The sequence below is a fragment of the Thalassospira sp. MBR-102 genome (assembly GCF_040549275.1).
GTDB lineage: Bacteria > Pseudomonadota > Alphaproteobacteria > Rhodospirillales > Thalassospiraceae > Thalassospira > Thalassospira xiamenensis.
Genome location: NZ_JBEPTC010000002.1, coordinates 402,360 through 418,711, shown reverse-complemented (window position 1 = coordinate 418,711; position 16,352 = coordinate 402,360). Strand labels below are relative to the sequence as shown.

The 16,352-nt window shown below is 50.2% G+C and carries 14 protein-coding genes and 1 tRNA gene; 11 read left to right on the top strand and 4 right to left on the bottom strand.

The genetic code is table 11. The features are described 5' to 3' along the window. Positions 1-282 precede the first annotated feature (282 nt). Positions 283-1,218: a hypothetical protein gene (locus tag ABIE64_RS05290; protein WP_354376820.1), complete on the bottom strand. Its 936-nt coding sequence runs from the start codon at positions 1,216-1,218 to the stop codon at positions 283-285. 69 nt (positions 1,219-1,287) lie between these two features. On the opposite strand from ABIE64_RS05290, the gene ABIE64_RS05285 reads away from it, so the two are divergent. The 3 genes from ABIE64_RS05285 (at position 1,288) to ABIE64_RS05275 (ending at position 3,757) form a co-directional block, all read left to right on the top strand. Further along, entirely contained in the window at positions 1,288-1,533 is a 246-nt protein-coding gene (locus ABIE64_RS05285) for a helix-turn-helix domain-containing protein (RefSeq protein WP_354376819.1), read from the top strand. A 162-nt stretch (positions 1,534-1,695) separates the two neighbouring features. Beyond that, entirely contained in the window at positions 1,696-2,727 is a 1,032-nt protein-coding gene (locus ABIE64_RS05280) for a hypothetical protein (protein ID WP_354376818.1), read from the top strand. 61 nt (positions 2,728-2,788) lie between these two features. Continuing rightward, positions 2,789-3,757 (top strand): DNA cytosine methyltransferase, encoded by a 969-nt coding sequence (locus ABIE64_RS05275; protein WP_354376817.1) that lies wholly within the window; start codon positions 2,789-2,791, stop codon positions 3,755-3,757. A gap of 53 nt (positions 3,758-3,810) precedes the next feature. Here the strand turns inward: ABIE64_RS05275 and ABIE64_RS05270 are convergent, their stop codons facing one another. Both ABIE64_RS05270 and ABIE64_RS05265 read right to left on the bottom strand, forming a co-directional pair. Next, a complete protein-coding gene (locus ABIE64_RS05270) occupies positions 3,811-5,469 on the bottom strand; it encodes a DUF6538 domain-containing protein (RefSeq protein WP_354376816.1) in 1,659 nt (552 codons plus the stop codon). A gap of 86 nt (positions 5,470-5,555) precedes the next feature. Then, positions 5,556-5,645 (bottom strand) — tRNA-Ser (locus tag ABIE64_RS05265). A 333-nt stretch (positions 5,646-5,978) separates the two neighbouring features. On the opposite strand from ABIE64_RS05265, the gene ABIE64_RS05260 reads away from it, so the two are divergent. The 3 genes from ABIE64_RS05260 to ABIE64_RS05250 all read left to right on the top strand — a co-directional run bounded on the left by ABIE64_RS05260 (position 5,979) and on the right by ABIE64_RS05250 (position 8,786). Further along, positions 5,979-6,284: a hypothetical protein gene (locus ABIE64_RS05260; protein ID WP_007088774.1), complete on the top strand. Its 306-nt coding sequence runs from the start codon at positions 5,979-5,981 to the stop codon at positions 6,282-6,284. A gap of 117 nt (positions 6,285-6,401) precedes the next feature. Then, positions 6,402-7,385, top strand: a complete 984-nt coding sequence (locus tag ABIE64_RS05255; protein ID WP_354376815.1) for an NADPH:quinone oxidoreductase family protein — start codon at positions 6,402-6,404, stop codon at positions 7,383-7,385. A 135-nt stretch (positions 7,386-7,520) separates the two neighbouring features. Next, entirely contained in the window at positions 7,521-8,786 is a 1,266-nt protein-coding gene (locus ABIE64_RS05250; protein ID WP_354376814.1) for a class I SAM-dependent methyltransferase, read from the top strand. A 234-nt stretch (positions 8,787-9,020) separates the two neighbouring features. On the opposite strand, the gene ABIE64_RS05245 is transcribed toward ABIE64_RS05250, so the two are convergent. Continuing rightward, a complete protein-coding gene (locus ABIE64_RS05245; RefSeq protein ID WP_354376813.1) occupies positions 9,021-9,230 on the bottom strand; it encodes a DUF1127 domain-containing protein in 210 nt (69 codons plus the stop codon). A gap of 154 nt (positions 9,231-9,384) precedes the next feature. On the opposite strand from ABIE64_RS05245, the gene ABIE64_RS05240 reads away from it, so the two are divergent. The 5 genes from ABIE64_RS05240 (at position 9,385) to ABIE64_RS05220 (ending at position 16,294) form a co-directional block, all read left to right on the top strand. Then, a complete protein-coding gene (locus ABIE64_RS05240) occupies positions 9,385-10,311 on the top strand; it encodes a LysR substrate-binding domain-containing protein (RefSeq protein WP_354376812.1) in 927 nt (308 codons plus the stop codon). A gap of 232 nt (positions 10,312-10,543) precedes the next feature. Next, positions 10,544-12,502 carry an extracellular solute-binding protein gene (locus ABIE64_RS05235; protein WP_354376811.1) on the top strand — a complete coding sequence of 653 codons (1,959 nt, stop codon included), beginning with the start codon at positions 10,544-10,546 and terminating at the stop codon, positions 12,500-12,502. A gap of 3 nt (positions 12,503-12,505) precedes the next feature. Continuing rightward, the gene (locus tag ABIE64_RS05230) at positions 12,506-13,615 is read left to right on the top strand and encodes a microcin C ABC transporter permease YejB (protein ID WP_063092505.1); all 1,110 of its coding nucleotides are present in this window, start codon (positions 12,506-12,508) and stop codon (positions 13,613-13,615) included. A gap of 2 nt (positions 13,616-13,617) precedes the next feature. Then, positions 13,618-14,649, top strand: a complete 1,032-nt coding sequence (locus ABIE64_RS05225; protein ID WP_063092506.1) for an ABC transporter permease — start codon at positions 13,618-13,620, stop codon at positions 14,647-14,649. Positions 14,650-14,659: 10 nt separating this feature from the next. Beyond that, on the top strand, positions 14,660-16,294 hold the full coding sequence (locus tag ABIE64_RS05220) for an ABC transporter ATP-binding protein (RefSeq protein ID WP_063092507.1): 1,635 nt from the start codon (positions 14,660-14,662) through the stop codon (positions 16,292-16,294). Positions 16,295-16,352: the final 58 nt, after the last annotated feature.

The following is a 16,352-nucleotide window of genomic DNA, read 5'->3' as shown; positions in this document are numbered from 1 at the left end:
GATAAATAAATGCATATTTCAACAAAAAAGAAAGTAAGAAGACTCGAGTTCGAGAGTGAACTTTTGTGTATGTCAGTGCAGCGAGCTTTAAGTATTCTAGAGAGAAAATACATGAATAACTTGCAGACTGAGAAAGACGAGCACATTTATAACGACATTATTGAAACTGTTGTGTCGATGCAAAGTCAAATGAAGAGTATGGGGAGGGCCTTAGACGCCCACATAGACTCTATTCTTCAATAGGAAGTGCTAATTTGGCACTTCCTATTGCGCATATACAGATTAAACGCGAACTTCAGGAACAAATGTTGCGTCGTTAACTGTATCGAGTTTGTCTTCATTCAGTCGGCTAAGGATTTTCGACCAGCTTGCAGCTTGATAGTTTTTCAATGGAATCAAAACACGGTCGTTCTCTAACTGGGTCAATTCATACTCGATGTATAATCCGGTATTCTGAGTCGCTTTATCATGCTCTTGCCCGTTATGAGCTAGCACATCGACGGCTTCTGTTGTCGTTGTGCGACCAATGGCCCGGATGGTGTTTGCAACGCCCTCTCGTTCTCCCCACTTCCTAATATTGTCCCAATTAACTCTCCCGGCTTTCGCAATTCTCTTTTTGTCCATTCTGACAAATGCAAGGGTATTGTTGTCTTTAGACATACCGATACCGCCTCTGTCTCCGGCCACATAGTAGCCAATATCGATGCCAAGAAGCTCTTCGAGTTTTTCGGCAACGGCAAGAGCGTTCTTAATGCTTCGGTTCTCAAGCCATTGAGGGATAAAGAACCGCACGCACAGAACCATTGGCAGTGCAAGAAGCCATACCAGTTCAGTGTTGGGGGCCGTTAACGGTATAAGTATCAAGCTCGGCAAAAAGCCGCCCAAAATTGCTGCGAAAGCCCACAAAACGACCCCACTCCCCTTTATATCCTTCTCGAAATGGAGTTTTGTTGACCTGACAACAGCTTTTGCAAGTGGGTCATTGGCAACCTTCTTTTCCAATGGTTGCCTCGTTAACCGGTATGGCATCCACAAAACAAACGCGATGGTAATCAGCCAAGGTATATATGGCGCCTTGCGATACCAGTGCATTTCTTCGGACAGCCCCGTGCTTAGGAAAAGCATTAGAGGGCCACCTATTACAAGAAATAGCACCTGCAAGACCAAGCGGTTCTTCAACAATTTACGGGGTTTTGAGGCATAAGTGTTTGTGTCCATTGGGTGAGGAGCTCCTTTGATTTAGCTGTTCGTCATCAAGGATAAAACCAAAATCTTTTACTATAGTAAATGGTTTGTGCCCAACGAAAACTCTACCGTCCGTTCATGGATATACGTGAGAGAGTGGGGGCAAATCTACGCCGTATTAGGCGCACTAGCGGCATGAGCCAAGAGGTTCTTGCGCATAGAGCAGGTATTGCTCCTAGTTTCCTTAGTCAGATTGAGAACGGAAAGCGCAGTCCAACGATAACAACTCTAGATGCGATTGCAGGGGCTCTGAGTATCCAAATTGTTGAATTGTTTTTGGACGACTAAGTGCGCTTCTGGCCTATGCATGATGCAATTTTAATCGTGTGAAATTGCTGTGTTGACTCTTCTTGAGGTTGTTTAGGATCCTAAACAGCAGATTCTTTCTCTTGATAAATATATGAAGCCGCTTGGCACCTGTTTTAGCCAAGTTTTGGGGGGCCAAAAATAATGAACAAAGAGCAATTCGAACAATTGCTAGAGGAAGTCACAGCACGACTTGAGCGGGATGTTCAGCACGATGATAATTTTCATAAACCCAGTGCATTCGAAGATAGGGTAAGAGAGGCCCTGGACGCTGCTATTCAAGCAAATGGCTTTGGAAGTCTGGTGGAGCCAAAAGCCCAGGCATTTCCAGACGTGGTGGCTGGCGAGTTCGGCGTAGAAGTAAAAGCCACTGAGAGTGATAGCTGGCGGTGTATTGCGAATAGTGTTTCAGAAAGCACTAGGAATCCCAGAGTGCGGCACATCTATGTGATTTACGGAAAGATGGGAGGTGTGCCGCAGGTGAAGTGGGCGTCCTATGGTGATGCAATTGTTCATGTAAGAACCTCTCACGTTCCCCGATTTGAAATCGAACTCAACTCTGAACGTTCATTGTTTCGCCAAATTGGTATCTCTTACGAAGACTTTCGTACAAAAGAGATGCACGAAAAAATGCAATACATCAGAGAGTACGCCAGAGCGCGTTTAAGGCCGGGAGAACGTTTGTGGTGGCTGGAGGACCAGCCAGACGATGAGCAAGCTCACACATTACCAATTAATGTCCGTATCTACATGGAATTGAGCCAAGAAGAGAAGAGACAGTTTCGGGCCGAAGCTGCACTGCTATGTCCACAAATTGTTGGAGGCTCAAGACAGAGAAGAAAATATGTGGACGCTGTTACGTATCTGATGACGTATCGAGGTGTATTGTGTCCTCAGGCTCGTGATTTGTTCTCTGCTGGGAGTGTGGCATTGAGAGCTAACGAAGCGCGGGGAGGAAATTATTTACTCCGTGCATTACTCGATATCCAGGATGAGATGCGCGAGGCTGCTCGTAGCTTAGAACCTGCATTGTTTGTTGAATATTGGGGGCAGAATGTTCAGCCCTCTGAACGGTTAACGCATTGGCTACACCTTGCTGATAACCTCGCTCCAGATTGGTTGCCTTCGGAGCATCTGTTTCTTGAGGAACAAGAAAACAGCTTTAGACTCTTTTAACAAATATCCTTGTGCGCTAATCTGCCTGAACGAGTAAAATCAATATTTGGTGTATAAGAAAATGCTGGGTCATAAATATTCCGTCATATCAATGTTTTCCGGTTGTGGGGGAATGGACCTAGGGTTCAAAGGCGGCTTTGAGGTTTTCGGCAAAAAATATGATGAGTTGCCTTATGAGATAGTTTGGGCAAATGACCTAAACGAAGCGGCCTGCAAAACTTATCAAGAGAACATTGGTCATCATATTCGTCCTGGAAGTATCTGGGACGAAATTGATTCGATGCCTAAGGAAGCCGATATCATTATCGGTGGGTTCCCTTGCCAAGACTTGTCTGTGAACGGCAAGCGAAAGGGGGTCGCTGGTGAAAGAAGTGGCCTTTATAAGGCCATGGTCGAAGCGATTTCTAGAGTTCAGCCGAAAGTTTTTGTGGCAGAGAACGTCAAGGGGCTGCTCCTCAAATATAACGAAGACTCTTTGAAGCAGGTGATATCTGATTTCAATGGGTTGGGCTATGACATTGATTATCACCTATACACTGCTGCGGATTATGGAGTTCCTCAGAACAGGGAGCGTGTCTTTATAATCGGTCGCAAGAAAGGCCTGATGGATTTTGTTCCTCCAAAGTCAGTTCTAACCAAAGACAGTTGGATGACAGCGGAAGCTGCAATTCGCGACTTGGAAGGCTTAGAAGAGTCTCCGGATATGAATCACATTTGGAGCAAGGCCAAGAAAAGTCCAGAACAGGGTAATCGTCGGTTAAAGGCGGACAAGCCATCCCACACTATTCGTGCCGAATGTCATGGAAATATCCAATTCCATTACAAATTGGACCGGCGTATTTCTATGAGAGAAGCGGCAAGATTCCAGTCGTTCCCGGATGATTTTGTTTTCATGTCGAAGCTGAGAGAAACAGAGCGGCAAATCGGTAACGCGGTTCCTCCTGTTCTTGCTTGGCATATTGCCTCAGCAGTTAGAGACGTGTTGGACAACGAAGTTCTGGAAGATGTTCAGTCTGTCGCTGCAGAATAAGCCTCTAAGTTAGAAAAGCCCCCTGTTCCGAACCAACGAGACAGGGGGCTTTTTTAGTATTTAAACGGATACAGGTGAGATAGGTCTAGTCCATTATATTTGACCATCTCAATTTTGGCAGATTGCTCGGCGGTGATATAGTCTGAGCCATATTCTCCACTGACTTTATTTTGTGCATGGCCAAAAAGCTTGTCAGCAGTGTTTTGCGCTACATCGGCATTCCTGAGTGCATCCATAAAACAATGCCTGAAGCTGTGGAATGCAAAATGTGTACAGCCTTTTTCTTTAATACCAAGAACTTCAAGGGTCCTGCCGTACTTAAACGTACCTGAATAAGAATCTTTATAGTCTGGGTTCCAATCGGGAAAGAGCTTGTCAGTTGGGTGACTGCCTACTTTAAGTTTTTGCTGGTCAACATGCTCAAGAAACCCTGATTTTATGAGTTCTGAATGAACTGGGATAAAGCGGCGGCTTGCTTTCCTCTTAATCTTTTTCTTTATGTTGCTTGTGAGTTGGTAATTGACGCCAATCATCTCGCAAAGTCGGCGTGAATAGGTATTCGTGACATTGAAGTGTGGAATGCCGTGGTGTTCGAAGATATCCAAAAGCAGCAGTTGTCCAATTTCAGAAATACGCATTCCCGTGAACAGCGCGATTAACGGAGCCCAGTAAAACCTGTTTCTGAGTTGAACGTTGCCAGGCGTATGGCGGTGCGTGGCTGAGCGAACGCCCGTGGTGTATATAGGGGCGTTAAAAATTGTGGTTAACTGCTCAATGCTAAAAGGATATCTACTCTTATCTTCTTCTTCGTCGGGCCTGCTAACTATCTTAACGCCCTTTGCTGGGTTGTTTTCCAGGATTCCCATTGAAACAAGTGTCTCAAACATCATTCTGATGTTTGTAAGGTACTTGTCTCTGATAGTAGCTACCTTAATCGTTGGGTAAGGAGTTTTCCGCTCCTTGTTTAGCTTAATTGCTTCTAGTTTGTTGTCTGTGCCTAGCTCGGCAGAGATTTGCGTTAAGTTTTTTGGAACTTCCAAAAGCAGGTGCGCAAACCTGTCCACATCGCTTTTTTGATAGATGAAAACTGGTTTGTCGCCAACAAGCTCAAGGAATGCAATCAAAGAAGAGCGGTAATCAGAAATTGTAGTCGTCTCAACTTCGCGAGATTTTCGAGTAAATATTGCCTCTGCTAACTCAGAAAATACTTTCTCAGCTTCGGGGTTTTTGGCACTTTTTTTCGATTCTATGTGTAGTTCAGTGATATGTGCGTTTCGCTCAACAATCTGCTGCTTTAGGGCAATGGCTTGTTGCAAGAGTTCTTTGTTCTCTCCCTGAGTCTCTAATGCTCTATCAATTAGGCTCAGTTTTTCCTCAAGATGTCTGACCTCAGTTTGCTTTAGTTCGTAGCGATGCAATATATCTTGAGCTCGAGCGTTTTCCTCGCTCCTTTCCACATAGTCGTAAAATTGCTTCTCTAGACGATTGAGTTCTTCGATGATTTCTTGCTTATCTGGCATCCTGAGCTCTCTGAAACATGACCGCAGATAAGTGGTCATCGCTGCGCATCTTATTTTCGCAGTTTCAGGGTTTGCAGTTCGCAGTGCAACTTTTAAGAACTTTTGCTTAGTCGAATGCTGGAGTTTTTCAGGAATGCGGCAGCGGAAGTGATATCTGCCATTAATCCGTATAAGATTCGTTGCAAGGGCCATTGGTGTACACCTGTTAAGGACACAGAGTGGGTACACATTGGAATGTCTTGCTTCTAACGTATTGATTTTGCTCGCGAGAGCTAAAGTGGCAGAGAGGAGGGGATTCGAACCCCTGAGGGGCTTACACCCCAACACGCTTTCCAGGCGTGCGCCTTAAACCACTCGGCCACCTCTCCACATGCGATCTTGTATATATCGCGAAAGCGGGCGGACATTAGCCGACCCGATCCCGGTTGACAAGGCAAAATCCCTTACTTTTTGATGTTTGTTCTGGTCACTATCCAAACAGCGAACAAATGCCATTTTTACAATCACTTGACGGATAAAGTTGTAGCAATTTGTCCAATATTTACTTCTTGTTGATTAATCGCCTCTAAGGTTTCAGGCTATGGTTCCAGATGTACCGGGACGATAGGGTGATTCGCAGCAACCTTTATGCTGACGGGGCAAAGCCGTCGGCATGTCTGTGATGATAACGAAAAGTTCAGACCGGGAATTCGGAGACGGCTATGTGGCTTTTCAGAGCGTTGGGATGGATATTGCTGTTTTCCAGTCTTGCTGTACTGGTCGGTGATGGCATTACCTCGCTTCAGACGGGAACGTTCCGCTTTGTCGCGGCAGGGGAGCTCTGGTATCGGTTGGATGCCGGAAGCCTGAACCTGTTACAGTCCGTGATTCAGCGCTATATCTCGGCCTGGATTTGGGACAATGCGTTTGTGCCCGTGCTATTGGCCCCGGCGTTTGTCATATTGCTGGTGCCCGGAATACTTCTTTTGCTGGTGACGCGAAAACGTAGGCGTCAGAAGTTTTTCTAAGCCGTTCTTGTCTGTATTCCACCGTTTTCAATACCGTATCTGTCTTTCGCTTGTCTGATCGCTGCGTGCGCGGCACACTGTGCGTGATCGGGCAGGATCATAAGATGGAAGACAGTGATGAAAGCATGGATATGCGAGGCTTTCGGCGAAGCGCCGATGCTGATCGACTGCGAAGAACCGATCGCACAAGCCCATCAAATCATCATCGATATTGCCGCCTGTGGCGTTAATTTTGCTGATACCCTGATTCTTGAGGGAAAATATCAGAAACGCCCGACTGGTCCGTTTGCGCCGGGGTTTGAAATTGCCGGTACCGTTTCTGCAATTGGGACGGACGTCCAGAGTTTTACCATTGGTGATCGGGTCATGGCCCTGCCTGACTGGGGTGGATATGCCGGTCGGATTTCGGTTGATGCCAGACTTGTGACGGGGTTGCCAGACAATGTTGAATTCAATGTGGCGGCTGCATTCCAGATTGCGTATGGAACGTCATGGTTTGGTTTGAAGTATCGCGCCAATTTGCTGCCGGGTGAAGTGGTTCTGGTTCATGGAGCTGCCGGGGGTGTTGGCCTGACGGCGGTGGAATGCGCCAAACTTCTGGGCGCGACCGTGATCGCAACCGCGGGTGGGGCTGATAAATGTGCCATCGCCAAAGCGCATGGTGCGGATCATGTAATTGACTACAAATCCGAAAGCATACGGGCCGGGGTAAAGGAAATCTGTGCCCGCATCGGGCGAATAGGTGTCGACTTGGTTTATGACCCGGTCGGGGGCGATGTGTTTGATCAGAGCCTGCGCTGTGTTGCGCCGGGAGGGCGCATCCTTCTGATCGGATTTGCCAGCGGATCGGTGCCACAAATTCCGGCCAATATCCTTCTGGTCAAGAATGTTGCTGCACTGGGCTTTTATTTCGGGGCTTATCTTGAACAGAACCCCGATATCGCAAAGGCTGGCATGGCCGAGCTTTTGGAGCTGCTGTCGTCTGGGGAAATATCGCCGTTGGTGTCTGCGACATATCCGCTGATAAACGCGATGGAGGCACTTGCGGCGATCCGTAACCGGACGGCAACAGGGAAGCTTGTGATCCGGTGTCGGGAATGAGTTCGTCCCAAGGTGATTATTCTATTAATCAAATCCTTGAAATTTTATAGGATGTTGCCGTCCCTGATAGCATTGCTGCTTGCAGGCTTGTTTTCGGGCTTGCCACAGCACCTGTTGATCCATTGGAATTTATAGATGTCCGAAATCCGGAAAAAGCCAGACGCGCCGCAACCGTCCGACAAAACACGGGCGCAATATGAAACATTTCCTTATCCGGCGCGTGACCCGAAAGATGAGGACAAGCGTCTTGTCGTAGGGTCCCCCGGCAATTGGGACGAAGTGGTTCATTTCGTGTTTGGCGGCCGCGATCCATCGGCTGATGGCAAAAAGATAAAAGTTCTTGTTGCCGGGGGGGGCACTGGGGATGCGTTGGTGATGTTCGCGCAGCAGGCGCGTGATCGCAAGGCCAAGGTCGAGATTGTTTATATCGATCTTTCGGAAAGCTCGCGCAAGATCGCTGAGGCCCGGATCAAGCGCCGTAATCTTGAAAAGAGTGTCAAATTCGTTACCGGGTCGTTCGTTGATCTGGCCGGGAAATATGGGCCGTTTGATTATATTGATTGCTGCGGGGTGCTTCATCATCTGCCTGATCCGGACGCCGGTTTAAAGGCGTTGGCAGATGCGCTTAAACCCAGGGCCGGTATGGGTTTGATGGTGTATGGCGAACTTGGCCGGATCGGCGTCTACCATATGCAGGAAATGATGGAACGCCTCTCTGCCGAGGCGGGTGGGCGCAAACGGCTTAACCTTGGCAAGGCATTGTTCGATTCACTGCCGGGTACAAACTGGTTGAAGCGTAACCCGTTTGTGAATGACCATATCCAGGGGGGCGATTCCGGATTTTACGATCTGCTTTTGCATCAGCAGGATCGGGCCTATCGCGTGGACGAGGTTTTTGATTTTGTCGAGAAGGCCGGTTTGCGGCTTCAGCAATTCATTGAACCGATGCGCTATGATCCGACGACCTATTGTTCGCGCCACGACGTTCTGGACAAGGCCGTGCATGTGCCGTTTCGCAAGCGCGCGGCATTGGCTGAATTGATGGCGGGCAATATTACCAAGCATCTGTTTTATGTGGTCAAATCGGATAACAAGATCAAGCCACCGGTCCCGGATCGTCATGCGGTGCCGTTTTTTGTGCGTATTGACGGGGCTGCTTTGGCCCGCTCTGTCGCGAAGACCGGCCATATCAAGATCAATTTTACCGGATTGTCGGTAACGCGCAGCCTTCCGCCAGCAAGCCCGGGGATTCTGTCACGCATCGATGGCAAACGCACGGTCGGCCAGATTTACGAGCTGTTTGCCCCAAGCCCAGACAAATATGAATTCGATGCCCAGTTCGCAGTGATGTATTCGGTGCTGAACGCCGCGAACCTGATGTATCTGCATCCGTCAAAATAATCCGTCTTGCAGATCCTATCAGGCAAAAGAAATGCCGACCATCGGGGGATGGCCGGCAATCAGGGACACAAAACCGTCAATAGCGGGTGCGGGTCTCGGTTTTGCGTGTCGGGAGGCTGAAGACGCTTGTCAGCGCTTCAATAACCTGCAGAGGGAAAGAAAGTGGCCCCTGCAGGCGGAAAAGTCGGGGAGACATAATAAATACTCTCGGTTTGGCGCCTTTAAGCGAAATGCTCAGGCTTTCCAGAATGGCTTGGCTGCTTCGATACGGGCTTCATATACGTCCCAGCCAATGTCGCGCAGCAGATGGCTGTCCATCGTCGCAAGCTTCTGGCGGAGAACATAACGTTTTGCCCACTGACGCGGCAGTTCCATAACATTTGCGATGTTGTGGTGACGTCGGGTGGTGACAAAAGCACCGGCATCTTTGGTGATCGCGACCATGATCTTATTCCTTCAATCTATCGGCCAGCTCTCAGTTTGTATGCGGCCTGAATGTGTTTCGTTTTGCTAAACCCAGAGTTACGCCTAAAAACACTTGCGCTCAAACCATCTTTTGTCATCATTACATGAATTTTAGTCATGCAAGATGATCGCCATGAAACGTCGCCCATTACCGTTAAACGCGCTTCGTGCCTTTGAAGTGGCCGGTCGACTTGAAAGTTTCACCAAAGCTTCACATGAGCTTAATGTTACACAAGGGGCGGTCAGTCGACAGGTTCAGCACCTGGAGAATGTGCTGGGGCGGCAATTGTTCGAACGTCATCACCGCCGATTGAAACTGACCCGGCCAGGGCGGAATTTGCTGGCGTCCCTGACGGCGGCATTTGATTCGATCGAACTGGCGGTTTCGCGTATCGAAAACCGGCCTGATGACACGCAGCTTAAGGTCCTGTCGCCCTTGACATTTGCCATGCGCTGGATCGTGCCGCGTCTTGGCCGGTTTCAGATGGAACATCCTGACCTGCAGGTACAGCTTGGCACCTATAGTGACGATGCCGCCCCGGTTGATTTCAATGAAACCGATATTGCCATCCGCTTTGCTGATACGCCGGGCGACCAGCTGGTGCATGAATTTCTGACCGGCGAACGGCTTTTGCCGGTATGTCATCCCAATCTGGCAAAGCAACTGAAAAGACCGGAAGACTTTGGGAATGTGACCCTGCTGCATTGTTCGGCACAGCGTGAGGATTGGCGCATCTGGTTAAAGGGAACCGGGATTGAGGGTGTCGATCCGGACCGGGGACCTGTTTTTGCGACCCTTGATATGGCAATGGAGGCCGCGGCCAGTGGATTTGGTGCGGTAATTTCCGATCCGGCGATGATCGGTGAATATGTTGTGACCAATAGACTTATGGTGCCGTTCGATTTGCCGGTTGATAGTCCCTATGCCTATTCGCTGTGCTATCCTGAAGGAAGGTTGGAGCGGCGAAAAGTGAAGGCATTTCGCGATTGGTTGATGAGCGAAATCAAGATCGAGACAGGCAAGCGCAAGCTTGTGCAAAAAGAATCAGGAACGGAATGACAGTTTCAAGATGATGCCTTGAAATTGAACCATTTTATTCCTCATTATGAATATGTCGTTTGGACCAAATGGCTTTGCGGACGTAACGTCGGCGTAACCGGTCCCGTTTTCTTGGCGGGAATTGTCCGGAACGTTCCGATCATTGCGTCCGTAATGATGTCAGATGGTTCAATGATGCGTATTGGCCCTGCCGGGGTTCGGGCTTCGAGCCGGGCACATTTCAGGAATAAATATGACGCGGCAAGAAGGCGAGACGTGCATAGCACGGAAAAACGGGAGCCGGGGAACGTTTTCCCGTTGTGTCGGGGCTATGCTTCTGGCGGTTGTGATCGGGTTACCAATCGCAATGGCCGGTCCGGCAGCGGCACAGACAGGCGACAAGCCCGACATTACACCGGCCCCGACAGTTCCGGTGGCCGAGGAACAGCTCAGTCCGCTAACCACTGCGTCACATGGCATATCGCTTTATGGTGATCTGAAATACGGTCCTGATTTTCGGCATTTCGATTACGTCAATCCGGATGCGCCCAAGGGCGGGACGCTGGTGCAAAGTTCCATCGTCTCGTTTGATACATTAAACCCCTTCACGCTGAAGGGGACGGCAGCAAGCGGCCTTGGGCTTATGTATGACAGTCTGATGGTGTCGAGTGCGGATGAGCCTTCGTCACTTTATGGTTTGATTGCGCGTAGCGTTGAATATCCGGTCGATCGATCCTTTGTGATTTTCCATCTTGATCCTCGGGCACGCTTTCAGGATGGCACTGATATCACCGCCGAAGATGTGGTGTTTTCATTCAATATCCTGATTGAAAAAGGCAGCCCGGTTTACCGGCAGTACTACGCGCAGGTCGATAAAGTCGAAGCGCTTGACGATCTGACGGTGCGTTTTGATTTCAAGCCGGGCAATAATCGCGAATTGCCGATGATTGTTGCCGAACTTTCCATCATGCCAAAGCATTACTGGGAAGGGCGGGATTTTTCCAAGACGACCTTTGATCCTCCTGTCGGCAGTGGGGCCTATAAAATCAAGTCTTTCGAGGCCGGTCGCCAGATCATCTATGAACGGGTCAAGGATTACTGGGCGGCGGATTTGCCGGTCAATCGCGGCAGCAATAATTACGATACGCTGCGGTTTGATACCTATCTTGATCCCGATGTATCACGTCAGGCGTTCTTTGCCGGTGAATACATGATCAGAAGCGAACATTCGTCGCGAGAATGGAGCACGGCATACAACACCCCGGCAATCCAGAACGGCCAGATCAGGAAGGAATTCCTGCCTGACAATCTGCCAAACGGTATGCAGGCCTATGTGTTTAACACACGCAAGCCCCTGTTTTCTGACATCCGTGTTCGGGAGGCGCTGCAATATGCGTTTGATTTCGAATGGCTGAACCGGGCGATGTTCTATGGCGCGTATAAGCGCAATGTCAGCTATTTCGCCAATTCGGAACTTGCGGCAACCGGCGTGCCGGAAGGCGAGGAGCTTGATATTCTGAAAGGATTCAGAAGCCAGCTGCCGCCCGAACTGTTCACCCAGCCGCCGCAATTGCCGAACTTTGATGCGCCCAATGGTCGACGCGAAGCATTGCGTCATTCGATGAAGCTTTTGCAGGAGGCGGGTTGGCAGTTGCGCAACATGCAACTGGTCAACAGCAAGACCGGCGAGCCGTTCCGGTTCGAACTGATTATCCGCCAGCCAGGGCTTGAGAAAATCGCGTTGGTTCTTAAAGCCCGCCTGCGCCAGCTTGGCGTGACCATGGATATTCGCATGATTGATACCGGGCAGTGGGTTAATCGTATTCAGGCCTATGATTTCGATATGACGACTTTCTGGTGGACGCAAAGTCTTTCACCGGGGAACGAGCAGCGGATTTTTTGGTCATCCGCCGCCGCCGACCAACCCGGCAGTCGCAATTTTGCGGGTATCAGAAGTCCGGTCATTGATGAACTGACCGATCTGGTTGTGGATGCCGACAGCCGGGAAAGTCTTGTGCAGCGGGTACGCGCGCTTGATCGCGTGTTGCAGTGGGGATTTTACGTGATCCCGCAATATTATCTTGGCGGGGATCGGATGGCCTATTGGGATGTGTTCGGGCGACCTGACGAGGTGCCGCTTAAGGGAACATCGGTCATGACATGGTGGATTGATCCCGAAAAGTCGCGGCAGCTTAAGAAGGGAGGGTACTAGGCCATGCTGAATTACATCCTGCGTCGTCTTTTGCTGATCCCGGTGACGCTGTTCGGGATTATGGTTCTGAACTTTGCAATCGTGCAATTCGCGCCGGGCGGCCCGGTCGAACAGATGATTGCCCAGTTACAGGGCACGGATGTTTCCGCAACCGCGCGCATCAGCAATCAGGGGGCTGATAGTGGGGGCGGCGGTGGTGCCAGCGGGGGAAACAATTTTTCCTCGACCTCGAACTACCGTGGGGCTCAGGGACTTGACCCCGAAATCATCACCCAGCTTGAAAAGCAGTTCGGGTTCGATAAACCGGCTTACGAACGTTTCTGGATGATGATGAAAAATTATCTGACGTTCGATTTCGGCCAAAGCTATTTTCAGGATCGCGATGTGGTTGATATCGTGATTGATAAGATGCCGGTTTCGATATCACTTGGCCTTTGGTCGACATTGATCATCTATATCATTTCCGTGCCGCTTGGCGTTGCCAAGGCCGTGCGGGACGGATCGAATTTTGATGTCTGGTCATCGGCGGCGATCATTGTCGGTTATGCCATTCCGGGTTTCCTTTTTGCCGTGATGCTGATCGTGGTGTTTGCCGGTGGAACCTATTTCGATCTGTTCCCGTTAAGGGGGCTGACATCATCGAATTTTGATGAATTGTCGCTTTTGGGCAAGGTTGCGGACTATTTCTGGCATCTGGCATTGCCGATTACGGCATTGACCATTGGCGGATTCACCACGCTTACGATGCTGACCAAGAACTCGTTTCTGGATGAAATCAACAAACAATATGTGGTGACCGCGCGGGCCAAGGGACTGACGGAAAAGCGGGTTCTGTACGGACATGTCTTCCGCAATGCGATGTTGTTGGTGATTGCCGGTTTTCCCAGTGCACTGATCGGGTTGCTGTTTACCGGTTCGGTCCTGATTGAAGTGATTTTCTCACTCGACGGACTTGGATTGCTGGGTTTTGAAGCCGTGATGAAGCGTGATTATCCGGTGATGTTTGCGACACTTTATCTGTTTACGTTGTTTGGTCTTGTTCTGAACCTGATCAGTGACCTCAGCTATCACCTGATTGATCCGCGGATCGACTTTGAAGCGCGGGAGAATTGATCATGAACAACATCATTCTTTCGCCGTTGAACAAACGCCGGATCGCAAATTTCCGTTCCAACAAGCGCGGATACTGGTCGCTTGTGATTTTCACGATCCTGTTCGTCATCTGTCTGGTCGCTGAGCTGGTGGCCAATGACAAGCCGATCTTCGTCAAATATGACGATAACTGGTATATCCCGATCCTGTCAGACCACCCTGAAACCGTTTATGGCGGCGATTTTGACGTCGAAACCGATTTCTATGATCCCTATATCCTTGGCAAGATCGAGGAACACGGTTTTGCCATCTGGCCGCCGATACCGTTTTCTTACAATACCATCGATTTTGAAATGCGCGAGGCACAGCCCGCCCCGCCATCGTTCCGGCATTGGCTGGGAACAGATGATCTTGGGCGCGATGTTCTGGCGCGCCTGATTTACGGATTCCGGATTTCGATCCTGTTTGGCCTTGCCTTAACGGCGATCAGTTCGGTGATCGGGATCGCGGCTGGTGCGGTACAGGGCTATTTCGGTGGCTGGATTGACCTTGGTTTCCAGCGTGTGATCGAAATCTGGTCCGGATTGCCGCAGTTGTTCATCCTGATCATTCTGGCCAGCCTGTTTGCGCCGGGTTTCTGGACGCTTTTGTTCATTCTTGTGCTGTTTAGCTGGATGAGTTTGACGGGGCTTGTGCGTGCGGAATTCCTGCGGGCGCGCAATTTCGAATATGTTCGGGCTGCACGCGCATTGGGCATGACCGATTATCGCATCATGTATCGTCATGTTCTGCCGAACGCGATGGTGGCAACGATTACGTTCCTGCCGTTTGTGTTGAACGGTTCGATCGTGGCCCTTACATCGCTTGATTTTCTGGGGCTGGGCATGCCGCCCGGATCGCCGTCGCTTGGCGAGTTGCTTGCACAGGGTAAAAACAACCTTCAGGCACCGTGGCTTGGCATGACGGCGTTCTTTGCAATCGCGATTATGCTGAGTTTGCTGATCTTTATCGGCGAGGCGGTGCGCGATGCCTTTGATCCACGAAAAACCTTCTAGGGGAACGGTTATGACGACCAATCAATCGACACAGCCGCTTCTGGAAGTAAGGGATCTTTCGGCAAGTTTTGCCGGTGTTCCTGCGGTCAAAGGCGTTTCGTTCACCATGAAGCGTGGTGAGACCATGGCGCTTGTGGGGGAAAGCGGATCGGGTAAATCGGTGACCGCACTTTCCATCCTGCAATTGCTGCCCTATCCGCGGGCCAGCCACCCGGGTGGTTCTATCCTGTTTGACGGGCAGGAAATGGTCGGAACGGATGCGAAAATTCTGCGACAAATTCGGGGCAACCGGATTGCAATGATTTTCCAGGAACCGATGACATCGTTAAACCCGCTGCACAATATCGAAAAGCAGATCGGCGAGGTGTTGCTGCTTCATAAGGGATTGCGCGGTGCCAAAGCACGGGCGCGTATTCTTGAGCTGCTTGATCTGGTGGGTATTCCCGATCCGGCCTCGCGTCTTAAAGCATTGCCGCATGAATTATCGGGTGGACAGCGCCAGCGCGTGATGATTGCCATGGCATTGGCAAATGAACCGGAATTGCTGATTGCCGACGAGCCAACCACGGCCCTTGATGTAACCATTCAGGCGCAGATACTTGAATTATTGAAGGATTTGCAGGCCAAGCTTGGCATGGGTTTGTTGCTGATTACCCATGATCTTCAGATCGTGCAGAAGATGGCCGATAATGTCTGCGTCATGAAGGATGGCGAGGTGGTTGAGCGCGGCACAGGCCGGGGGCTTTTTGACAATCCGCAGCATCCTTATACCCAAAAGCTTCTGGCGGCAGTGCCAAGTGGTAATGCCCCGCCATTGCCCGAAAATGCAAAGGAACTGATCCGAACCAATGAGATTCTGGTGCGGTTCCCGATTGGTAAGAAGGGGATTTTGGGGCGTCCGGAATATTACCTTGATGCTGTAGACCATATATCGCTTACCCTGAGGCAGGGCGAGACGCTGGGTATTGTCGGCGAAAGCGGATCGGGCAAAACGACACTGGCGATGGCGATCTTGCGGCTTTTGTCGTCCACCGGTGATATCTGGTTTGACGGTAAAGATGTGCGGCAGTTTTCCGGGGCGGATTTGCGGGCCCTGCGCCGCGACATGCAGGTGGTGTTTCAGGACCCTTTCGGATCCCTGAGCCCGAGGATGTCAATCAGCCAGATCGTGGGCGAAGGGCTTGAAATCCATCATCCGGAAATGTCGCGGCAGGAGCGTACCGAACGCATTGCCGAAGCCCTGCGCGAAGTTGATTTGCCGGTAAATGCGATGGACCGGTATCCACATGAATTTTCCGGCGGACAGCGCCAGCGTATTTCGATTGCGCGTGCACTTGTTTTAAAGCCGCGTTTTATGGTGCTTGATGAACCGACCTCGGCACTTGATATGTCTGTACAGGCGCAGATTGTTGATCTTTTGCGCGATCTTCAGGCGCGACACAAGATGGCCTATCTGTTTATCAGCCATGACCTTCGGGTTGTGCGTGCGCTTTCGCATCGGGTGATGGTGATGCAGGGCGGGCGGCTTGTCGAAAGCGGAAATGCCGACGAAGTCTTTGAAAATCCGAAAGAATCCTATACAAAGGCTTTGTTGGCAGCAGCGCTTGATTTGCGTGCTGCGGGGCTGGAGCTTGTGCAGAGCTGACCCCAAATCGGAACTTGACGGGACAATTGGCGTTCGTTGGGTATTGCGTAAAATTAAT

Bases quoted from the DNA above. Each gene is read 5' to 3' on its own strand.
- ABIE64_RS05285 (WP_354376819.1), top strand. From the start codon at position 1,288: ATGGTTTGTGCCCAACGAAAACTCTACCGTCCGTTCATGGATATACGT.
- ABIE64_RS05250 (WP_354376814.1), top strand. From the start codon at position 7,521: ATGTCCGAAATCCGGAAAAAGCCAGACGCGCCGCAACCGTCCGACAAA.
- ABIE64_RS05245 (WP_354376813.1), bottom strand. From the start codon at position 9,230: ATGGTCGCGATCACCAAAGATGCCGGTGCTTTTGTCACCACCCGACGT.
- ABIE64_RS05275 (WP_354376817.1), top strand. From the start codon at position 2,789: ATGCTGGGTCATAAATATTCCGTCATATCAATGTTTTCCGGTTGTGGG.
- ABIE64_RS05290 (WP_354376820.1), bottom strand. From the start codon at position 1,218: ATGGACACAAACACTTATGCCTCAAAACCCCGTAAATTGTTGAAGAAC.
- ABIE64_RS05230 (WP_063092505.1), top strand. From the start codon at position 12,506: ATGCTGAATTACATCCTGCGTCGTCTTTTGCTGATCCCGGTGACGCTG.
- ABIE64_RS05255 (WP_354376815.1), top strand. From the start codon at position 6,402: ATGAAAGCATGGATATGCGAGGCTTTCGGCGAAGCGCCGATGCTGATC.
- ABIE64_RS05280 (WP_354376818.1), top strand. From the start codon at position 1,696: ATGAACAAAGAGCAATTCGAACAATTGCTAGAGGAAGTCACAGCACGA.
- ABIE64_RS05235 (WP_354376811.1), top strand. From the start codon at position 10,544: ATGACGCGGCAAGAAGGCGAGACGTGCATAGCACGGAAAAACGGGAGC.
- ABIE64_RS05240 (WP_354376812.1), top strand. From the start codon at position 9,385: ATGAAACGTCGCCCATTACCGTTAAACGCGCTTCGTGCCTTTGAAGTG.
- ABIE64_RS05220 (WP_063092507.1), top strand. From the start codon at position 14,660: ATGACGACCAATCAATCGACACAGCCGCTTCTGGAAGTAAGGGATCTT.
- ABIE64_RS05260 (WP_007088774.1), top strand. From the start codon at position 5,979: ATGTGGCTTTTCAGAGCGTTGGGATGGATATTGCTGTTTTCCAGTCTT.
- ABIE64_RS05270 (WP_354376816.1), bottom strand. From the start codon at position 5,469: ATGGCCCTTGCAACGAATCTTATACGGATTAATGGCAGATATCACTTC.
- ABIE64_RS05225 (WP_063092506.1), top strand. From the start codon at position 13,618: ATGAACAACATCATTCTTTCGCCGTTGAACAAACGCCGGATCGCAAAT.